Below are 6,934 nucleotides of genomic sequence, written 5' to 3'. Positions count from 1 at the left end.
GCCCGGCGCGTAAGTGCCCTCGCACCTCTACTTGCTGCGAGCGGTGGCCTTCTTGGCGGTGGTGGTGCGGGCCGCCGACTTGCGGGCCGGAGCCTTCGTCGTCGCCGTCGCCTTCTTGGCCGCCGGGGCCTTCTTCGCGGCGGTCTTCTTCGCCGTGGCCGTGGTCTTCTTGGCCGCCGCGGTCTTCGCGGTGGTCTTCTTGGCGGTGGCCTTCTTGGCCGTCGCCGTCGCCGTGGTCTTCTTCGCCGGCGTCGCCTTCTTCGCCACGGTCTTCTTCGCGGCCGTCGCCCTCTTGGCGGTGGTGGCCTTCTTCGCCGCGGCCTTCTTGACCGTCGCGGCGGCACCGCCGCCGGTCAGGCTGCCCTTGGGCGCCTTCTTGACCGCGACCTCGCCACCACGGGGGAGCTTCTTCGAGCCGCTCACCAGGTCCTTGAAGCCCTGGCCCGCACGGAAGCGGGGGACGGAGGTCTTCTTGACCCGAACCCGCTCACCCGTCTGCGGGTTGCGGGCGTAACGGGCCGGACGGTCGACCTTCTCGAACGAACCGAAGCCCGTGACCGAGACCCGGTCCCCGCTGACGGTCGCGCGGACGATGGCGTCCAGGACCGCGTCGACCGCCTCGGCGGCCTGCTGACGGCCACCGACCTTGTCCGCAATGGCTTCTACGAGCTGCGCCTTGTTCACGTCTTCCCCTTCGGAGACATTGCCAGAACGAAAGTGTTCAAGCTTTTTCGCACGTTAGGCAGATATATACCGCAAATCAAACACGAAACGGGCTAATCACCCTTGTGCCGCAACGAACTCGGGCTGTCATGGAGTTCCTCAGTGGTCCTCGTCGGGGAATCGACCCTCGTCGAGGTCCGCCGTGAAGCGTTCCAGCCGCCTTGTCGCGTCGGCGAGATCGTGCTTGGCCGCGGCCGTAATGACCAGCAGCTTCCGGGTCAGCGCCATCCGTACGCCCTCCGGGACTTGCAGTGCGCGCACTGTTGTGTGCGCTTCCTTGAGTTGGGCCGCGACCGCCGTGTAGAGCTCGAGTTGGCCGTCGTGTTCCATGCACAGATTGTGCCATCTGGGGCGAGTTGTCGCCTGCCCAGGGGGCAACTGCTGCCTCAAACGGCCTTCCGCGCTCAGTCGGGAGTTGCGTTGTCAAGACCCGGGTACCCCATCAACACCCTTTCTAACATGGGAAGTTGAGGGGCTCCGGTGCGGTGCGGGAGAGGGTCCGGAGGCAGAAACAGCTGTACCCCCAATCGTGGCGATCGGGGGTACAGACGGGGTGTTGCAGTGGCCGAAACCCTACTTGCGAAGGGCCATACGGCTCAGACCTTGAGCGTCCACGGCTTGTGCGAGGGCCGCTTCGCCTCGTACGCCGAGATCTCGCCCTCGTTCTGCAGGGTGATGGAGATGTCGTCCAGCCCGTTCAGCAGCCGCCAACGGGCGTTCTCGTCGAGCTCGAAGGCCGCGGTGATGCCCTCGGCGCGCACCTCGCGGGCCTCCAGGTCGACCGTGATCTCGGTCTCCGGGTCGTTTTCGGTGAGCTCCTGGAGCGCGTCCACGATCTTCTGCTCCAGAACCACCGTGAGCAGGCCGTTCTTGAGCGAGTTGCCGCGGAAGATGTCGGCGAAGCGCGAGGAGATGACGGTCTTGAAGCCGTAGTTCTGCAGCGCCCAGACGGCGTGCTCACGCGAGGAGCCCGTACCGAAGTCGGGGCCGGCGACCAGGACCGTGGCGCCCTTGCGCTCCGGGCGGTTGAGGACGAAGTTCTCGTCCTTGCGCCAGGCCTCGAACAGCCCGTCCTCGAACCCGTCCCGCGTGACCTTCTTGAGCCAGTGAGCAGGGATGATCTGGTCGGTGTCGACGTTGCTGCGGCGCAGCGGGACGGCCCGGCCGGTGTGCGTGGTGAATGCTTCCATGGCTGATCAGACTCCAGCGGGCGTACGGGTGTCGGCGTCGGACAGGTCGGCCGGGGAGGCCAGGTGGCCCAGTACGGCCGTCGCGGCGGCGACCTGCGGCGACACCAGGTGCGTACGGCCGCCCTTGCCCTGCCTGCCCTCGAAGTTGCGGTTGGAGGTGGACGCGGAGCGCTCACCGGGGGCCAGCTGGTCGGGGTTCATGCCCAGACACATCGAGCAGCCCGCGTGCCGCCATTCGGCGCCGGCCTCCTTGAAGACCACGTCCAGGCCCTCGGAGACGGCCTGGAGACCGACCCGCACCGAACCGGGGACGACCAGCATCCGTACGCCGTCGGCGACTTTGCGGCCCCCGACGATCTCGGCGGCGGCGCGCAGGTCCTCGATGCGGCCGTTGGTGCAGGAACCTACGAAGACGGTGTCCACCTTGATGGAGCGCAGCGACTGTCCGGCCTCCAACCCCATGTACTCCAGGGCCTTTTCGGCGGCGAGGCGCTCCGAAGCGTCTTCGTACGAAGCGGGGTCGGGGACGTCCGCCGAAAGCGGCGCGCCCTGGCCGGGGTTGGTACCCCAGGTGACGAACGGCGACAGCGCGGCGCCGTCGATGACGACCTCGGCGTCGAATTCCGCGTCGTCGTCGGTGCGCAGCGTCTTCCAGTACTCCACCGCCGCGTCCCAGTCCGCGTCGGCGGGGGCGTGCGGGCGGCCCTTGAGGTACTCGAAGGTGGTCTCGTCGGGGGCGATCATGCCCGCGCGGGCACCGGCCTCGATCGACATGTTGCAGATGGTCATCCGGGCCTCCATCGAGAGCTTCTCGATGGCGGAGCCGCGGTACTCCAGGATGTAGCCCTGGCCGCCGCCCGTACCGATCTTCGCGATGATGGCGAGGATCAGGTCCTTGGCGGTGACGCCGTCGGGCAGCTCGCCCTCGACCGTGATGGCCATGGTCCTGGGGCGGGCCAGCGGCAGCGTCTGGGTGGCCAGCACATGCTCGACCTGCGACGTGCCGATGCCGAAGGCCAGCGCGCCGAAGGCGCCGTGCGTGGAGGTGTGGGAGTCGCCGCAGACGACGGTGGTGCCGGGCTGGGTCAGGCCCAGCTGCGGTCCCACCACGTGGACGACACCCTGCTCGACGTCGCCCAGCGGGTGCAGCCGCACTCCGAAGTCGGCGCAGTTCTTGCGCAGCGTCTCCAGCTGGACCCGGGAGACCGGGTCGGCGATGGGCTTGTCGATGTCGAGGGTCGGGGTGTTGTGGTCCTCGGTCGCGATGGTGAGGTCGAGGCGTCGCACCTTACGGCCGTTCTGGCGCAGGCCGTCGAAGGCCTGCGGGCTGGTCACCTCGTGCAGCAGGTGCAAGTCGATGAAGAGGAGGTCGGGCTCGCCCTCGGCGCGCCGGACGACGTGGTCGTCCCAGACCTTCTCCGCGAGTGTCCTACCCATCGCTTTCCCTCCGGCCGGCCGGTGCGGGCGCCGGCCCATCTAGATAGAGATCTTGTGGAGGCGACCGCCCGTACCCCTCGTCCGGACATTCGCCGCCCGGCCCGTTGGTCGGCGGGCCGCTGTGTCTTCCAGAGTGGCGCGTTCCACCGGAAAATGAACTTGCGTTTCACAGAGTGAGACGCGAGTATCGTTTCATGGACAACAGTAGCGGCGTCGGCGTTCTGGACAAGGCAGCCCTTGTCCTGAGCGCTCTGGAGTCCGGTCCGGCCACCCTCGCGGGTCTGGTCGCGGCGACCGGACTCGCACGACCCACGGCACATCGTCTCGCCGTGGCCTTGGAACACCACCGCATGGTGGCGCGCGACATGCAGGGCCGGTTCATTCTCGGCCCCAGGCTGGCGGAACTGGCGGCGGCAGCCGGCGAGGACCGCCTTCTCGCGACCGCCGGCCCGGTGCTCACCCACCTCCGCGACCTGACGGGCGAGAGCGCGCAGCTCTACCGCCGCCAGGGCGACATGCGCATCTGTGTCGCGGCGGCCGAGCGCCTCTCGGGCCTCAGGGACACGGTCCCCGTCGGCTCGACGCTCACGATGAAGGCGGGCTCGTCGGCCCAGATCCTGATGGCGTGGGAGGAGCCGGAGCGTCTGCACCGCGGCCTCCAGGGCGCCCGCTTCACGGCGACAGCGCTGTCGGGCGTACGACGCCGGGGCTGGGCCCAGTCGATCGGCGAGCGCGAACCGGGCGTCGCCTCGGTCTCCGCGCCGGTCCGGGGCCCGTCGAACCGCGTGGTGGCCGCCGTCTCGGTCTCCGGCCCCATCGAGCGCCTGACCCGTCATCCCGGCCGTATGCACGCCCAGGCGGTCATCGACGCGGCCGGCCGCCTCTCCGAGGCCCTGCGCCGCACGGGCTGACCTGAAAGACGTACGCCCTCGGGAATCCGGCCGGCCTCAACGCCGCGGCAGGCCGTTTCCCCGAGGGCGCTTCCATGTCCGGGGCTCCTCCGGCAGAACCCCTACGGAGCCGACCGGTGACGGAACCGCGCCTCGGCGGAGCGGCCGCGCCTCTCGACGGGCAGTACTCCGTGCGCCGCCGCCAGACCGAACGCCGGCATGTCCGCGTAGATCGACTCGTACGACCCCTCGGGCACGACATAGGTCTCGTGCCACAACCCCACGTGCTGCCGCACCTTCCCCTCCCGTTCCTTGCGGTTGAGGGCGCCCCACGCCTTGTGGTGGAACATGTCGGGCGCCGCGGCGTACGCGTACAGCTTCTCCTTGGACTCCCAGTACTGGACGACGTAGTACGTCCGCGGCGACGCCGTCAGCAGCACGTGCCTGAGCAGCCCGCGCGCGGGATCCTTCGCCAGCTCCCGCAGCATCCGCGGCATGGCCGTGAGCACCGGGAACCAGTGGTGCACGGCCCAGAAGTGGTTGATGCGCATCCCGATGAGCAGAACGACGACATCTCCCTCGGCGGCCGCTGTCGTACGGCCGGCGTTGGGCTTCACGAACATGACGCCTCCCCGGGGAACGGTGGATCCTCGTTGGGTAGCGGCGCTATCCGACCACCGCGTGCTTGGATCGTGCCGTTGTCCGAGGAAAGGCGCAAGGGATGCGGCTGGCGGAGCTGAGCGAGCACAGCGGTGTGTCCACCGCGACCATCAAGTACTACCTGCGCGAAGGCCTGTTGGCGCCCGGCCGTCAGATCAACACGACGACAGCGGAGTACGACGAGGGGCATCTGCGCCGGTTGCGACTGGTGCGCGCGATGATCCAGGTGGGCCGTGTCCCGGTGGCCACCGCCCGTGAGGTGCTCGGCCACGTCGACGACGAGTCCCTGGGCCGCACGATCCGCCTGGGCGCGGCCCTGTGGGCGTTGCCGCACGGTGCCGAGCCGGACGAGGAGGACCCTGCCGTCGTCGCCGCCCGCCGGGAGGTGGACCGGCTGCTGGCGGGCCTCGGCTGGGAGACCGCGCGGGAACTGAGCCCCCTCTCCCCCGTGCACCGCTCGCTGGTGGCGGCGGTGGCCGCGCTGATCCGGCTGGGGTACTCCTGGGACGCCGAACTGATGGCGCCGTACGCGGAGTTGATGCACCAGGTGGCGAGACGGGACCTGGACTATCTGGAGACGCACGCGTCGGACGCGGAGCGGGTCGAGACGGCGGTCGCGGCGACGGTGCTCTTCGAACCGGTGCTCACGGCACTGCACCGGCTGGCGCAGGAGGAGGAGTCGGCGCGGCGCTACGGGCTGTAGGAGACGTCCGGCCGGGCACCTGGCCCTGGATGTGGCCGCACATGCGAAGTGGCCCCCCGCCGAAGCGGAGGGCCACCGTGCACTGACGTACCCCCGACCGGATTCGAACCGGCGCTACTGCCGTGAGAGGGCAGCGTGCTAGGCCGCTACACAACGGGGGCGAGGATCTTGCACTCGGTTGCAACTGCACCGGCGCAGATCCGAGCTGGTCTACCTGGACTCGAACCAAGAATGACGGTACCAGAAACCGTAGTGTTGCCAATTACACCATAGACCAAGGCGATTCAAGGTAAAGCGTACCCCCGACCGGATTCGAACCGGCGCTACTGCCGTGAGAGGGCAGCGTGCTAGGCCGCTACACAACGGGGGCCCTAGCGATCCTGCGTGAAAGTCAGAGGGTGCGACCCGACCGACCCTCCGGGAAGGATCTGTACCCCCGACCGGATTCGAACCGGCGCTACTGCCGTGAGAGGGCAGCGTGCTAGGCCGCTACACAACGGGGGCTTGTGTGGAGCTGGTCTCCACGAGTGCAGATTTGAAGCAATCTGCGAGCTGGCCTACCTGGACTCGAACCAAGACTAACGGAACCAGAAACCGTCGTGCTGCCAATTACACCATAGGCCACTGGAACGCGAGCCCCTGCGGAGCTTCTGTTCTAGCTTGCGCCTCCGGTGCCTGGCCTTTCGGCCCGCTCTCCGGCGGCGCAGGAAGAACATTACCCGAAGGTGGACGGCGCTCCAAAACGGGTATCGGCGCCGAGGATCGCGGGCAGTTCGGCGAGGGAGGCGATCCGGTGCGGGCCGGCGACGGCCCGCTCGACGGCGCCGAGGCCGCCGCGGTCGATCCACACGGAGAGCATTCCGGCGTCGACCGCGCCCCGCCCGTCGATCTCCGGATGATCACCGACGTACGCCACCTGCGCCGGAGGCAGGCCCAAGGCGTCGCAGGCCGCGTGGAAGGCCTGGGCGTCCGGTTTGTGGACGCCCAGCTCGGCCGCGCACAGGACGGCCTCGAAGCGGTCGCGTACGCCGAGGACACGCAGCTTGCGGTCCTGCACGAGGAGGCTGGAGTTGGAGAGCACGCCGTGCCGGTGGCTGGTGGCGAGAAGGTCGAGGACGGGCAGCACGTCCGGGAAGAGCGCCCAGGCGGCCTCGTAGTGCCCGATGTACCGGTCGAACCAGGCGTCGGCCTCGGCGTCGGTCAGCACCTCGTCCAGGAACATCCGCACCCGGTCCCGGCGCTGCCCCTGGAAGTCGGTCTCCCCCGCCGCGAACCGCGCCCACTGCCGGTCGGTGACCTCCCGCCAGCGCACGAGGGCCTCCTCGACGGTC

The 6,934-nt window shown here is 69.0% G+C and carries 8 protein-coding genes and 5 tRNA genes; 2 read left to right on the top strand and 11 right to left on the bottom strand.

The window, feature by feature from the left end:
• Positions 1-27: 27 nt before the first annotated feature.
• The 4 genes from STRTUCAR8_RS47365 to leuC form a co-directional block, all read right to left on the bottom strand.
• Positions 28-684, bottom strand: a complete 657-nt coding sequence (locus STRTUCAR8_RS47365; RefSeq protein WP_006383670.1) for an HU family DNA-binding protein — start codon at positions 682-684, stop codon at positions 28-30.
• 138 nt (positions 685-822) lie between these two features.
• On the bottom strand, positions 823-1,053 hold the full coding sequence (locus tag STRTUCAR8_RS47360; RefSeq protein ID WP_044474126.1) for an SCO5555 family protein: 231 nt from the start codon (positions 1,051-1,053) through the stop codon (positions 823-825).
• A gap of 266 nt (positions 1,054-1,319) precedes the next feature.
• The gene (gene leuD / locus STRTUCAR8_RS47355; protein WP_006383664.1) at positions 1,320-1,913 is read right to left on the bottom strand and encodes a 3-isopropylmalate dehydratase small subunit; all 594 of its coding nucleotides are present in this window, start codon (positions 1,911-1,913) and stop codon (positions 1,320-1,322) included.
• Positions 1,914-1,919: 6 nt separating this feature from the next.
• Positions 1,920-3,350: a 3-isopropylmalate dehydratase large subunit gene (leuC, locus tag STRTUCAR8_RS47350; protein ID WP_006383667.1), complete on the bottom strand. Its 1,431-nt coding sequence runs from the start codon at positions 3,348-3,350 to the stop codon at positions 1,920-1,922.
• Positions 3,351-3,544: 194 nt separating this feature from the next.
• Between leuC and ndgR the strand changes: the two genes are divergently transcribed.
• Positions 3,545-4,261: an IclR family transcriptional regulator NdgR gene (gene ndgR, locus STRTUCAR8_RS47345; protein WP_006383662.1), complete on the top strand. Its 717-nt coding sequence runs from the start codon at positions 3,545-3,547 to the stop codon at positions 4,259-4,261.
• Positions 4,262-4,362: 101 nt separating this feature from the next.
• On the opposite strand, the gene STRTUCAR8_RS47340 is transcribed toward ndgR, so the two are convergent.
• Positions 4,363-4,863, bottom strand: a complete 501-nt coding sequence (locus tag STRTUCAR8_RS47340) for a DUF4188 domain-containing protein (RefSeq protein ID WP_006383663.1) — start codon at positions 4,861-4,863, stop codon at positions 4,363-4,365.
• A 98-nt stretch (positions 4,864-4,961) separates the two neighbouring features.
• On the opposite strand from STRTUCAR8_RS47340, the gene STRTUCAR8_RS47335 reads away from it, so the two are divergent.
• A complete protein-coding gene (locus STRTUCAR8_RS47335) occupies positions 4,962-5,603 on the top strand; it encodes a MerR family transcriptional regulator (RefSeq protein ID WP_006383669.1) in 642 nt (213 codons plus the stop codon).
• 88 nt (positions 5,604-5,691) lie between these two features.
• Here STRTUCAR8_RS47335 and STRTUCAR8_RS47330 read toward each other — a convergent pair.
• The 6 genes from STRTUCAR8_RS47330 to STRTUCAR8_RS47305 all read right to left on the bottom strand — a co-directional run.
• Positions 5,692-5,764: transfer RNA gene (locus STRTUCAR8_RS47330), tRNA-Glu, on the bottom strand.
• A gap of 44 nt (positions 5,765-5,808) precedes the next feature.
• A tRNA-Gln gene (locus tag STRTUCAR8_RS47325) sits at positions 5,809-5,880 on the bottom strand.
• Between the two features lie 20 nt (positions 5,881-5,900).
• A tRNA-Glu gene (locus STRTUCAR8_RS47320) sits at positions 5,901-5,973 on the bottom strand.
• A 61-nt stretch (positions 5,974-6,034) separates the two neighbouring features.
• Positions 6,035-6,107 (bottom strand) — tRNA-Glu (locus STRTUCAR8_RS47315).
• A gap of 48 nt (positions 6,108-6,155) precedes the next feature.
• Positions 6,156-6,227 (bottom strand) — tRNA-Gln (locus tag STRTUCAR8_RS47310).
• A gap of 91 nt (positions 6,228-6,318) precedes the next feature.
• Positions 6,319-6,934: HAD family hydrolase (locus tag STRTUCAR8_RS47305; RefSeq protein ID WP_006383665.1), on the bottom strand; the 616-nt coding region annotated here is incomplete at its 5' end.

The organism is Streptomyces turgidiscabies Car8 (genome assembly GCF_000331005.1).
Taxonomy (GTDB): Bacteria; Actinomycetota; Actinomycetes; order Streptomycetales; family Streptomycetaceae; genus Streptomyces; species Streptomyces turgidiscabies.
The sequence above is the reverse complement of the archived record's forward strand: the minus strand, read 5'-3'. Positions and strand labels throughout refer to the sequence as shown.

Excerpts from the sequence above, each read along its gene's own strand:
- ndgR (WP_006383662.1), top strand. The coding sequence starts at position 3,545 with ATGGACAACAGTAGCGGCGTCGGCGTTCTGGACAAGGCAGCCCTTGTC.
- leuC (WP_006383667.1), bottom strand. The coding sequence starts at position 3,350 with ATGGGTAGGACACTCGCGGAGAAGGTCTGGGACGACCACGTCGTCCGG.
- leuD (WP_006383664.1), bottom strand. The coding sequence starts at position 1,913 with ATGGAAGCATTCACCACGCACACCGGCCGGGCCGTCCCGCTGCGCCGC.
- STRTUCAR8_RS47360 (WP_044474126.1), bottom strand. The coding sequence starts at position 1,053 with ATGGAACACGACGGCCAACTCGAGCTCTACACGGCGGTCGCGGCCCAA.
- STRTUCAR8_RS47340 (WP_006383663.1), bottom strand. The coding sequence starts at position 4,863 with ATGTTCGTGAAGCCCAACGCCGGCCGTACGACAGCGGCCGCCGAGGGA.
- STRTUCAR8_RS47335 (WP_006383669.1), top strand. The coding sequence starts at position 4,962 with ATGCGGCTGGCGGAGCTGAGCGAGCACAGCGGTGTGTCCACCGCGACC.